Genomic DNA, 357 nt, shown 5'->3' on the forward strand with positions numbered 1-357 from the left:
GGTCGATTTTTTTCCAGGTGATAACTTTCGCTTCTTCTTCGTCCGCGTAAGAGATCATGATGATCGGACCTTTACCGAATTCTTCACCTTCCTTGTACAGGGTTTCGATGTCGAACGCCAGCAGTTTCAGTTCTTCGTCACCTTCCATCGGGATCAGACCTTTGTCGATCAGGTAACGTTTCGCGAACGGGATGTCGTATTCGAAGATGTCAACAACCGCAGAGTGTTCACGGATTTTTTCACGGATGGTCGGAACGTCCTGCGGGTGTTCGAAGTACAGACGCCAAACGGTGATCGGACGACCCAGGAATTTTTTTTCAACTTTTTCCGCGTCAACGATACGAACGATTTTACCGT

At 47.9% G+C, this 357-nt stretch carries 1 protein-coding gene; it reads right to left on the reverse strand.

Annotated elements, in window-relative coordinates:
• Positions 1 to 357: 3'-5' exonuclease (locus SB764_RS38825; RefSeq protein WP_410866585.1), on the reverse strand; the 357-nt coding region annotated here is incomplete at both ends.

It is taken from the genome of Paraburkholderia sp. SIMBA_027 (assembly GCF_046535315.1).
GTDB classification, from domain to species: Bacteria; Pseudomonadota; Gammaproteobacteria; order Burkholderiales; family Burkholderiaceae; genus Paraburkholderia; species Paraburkholderia tropica.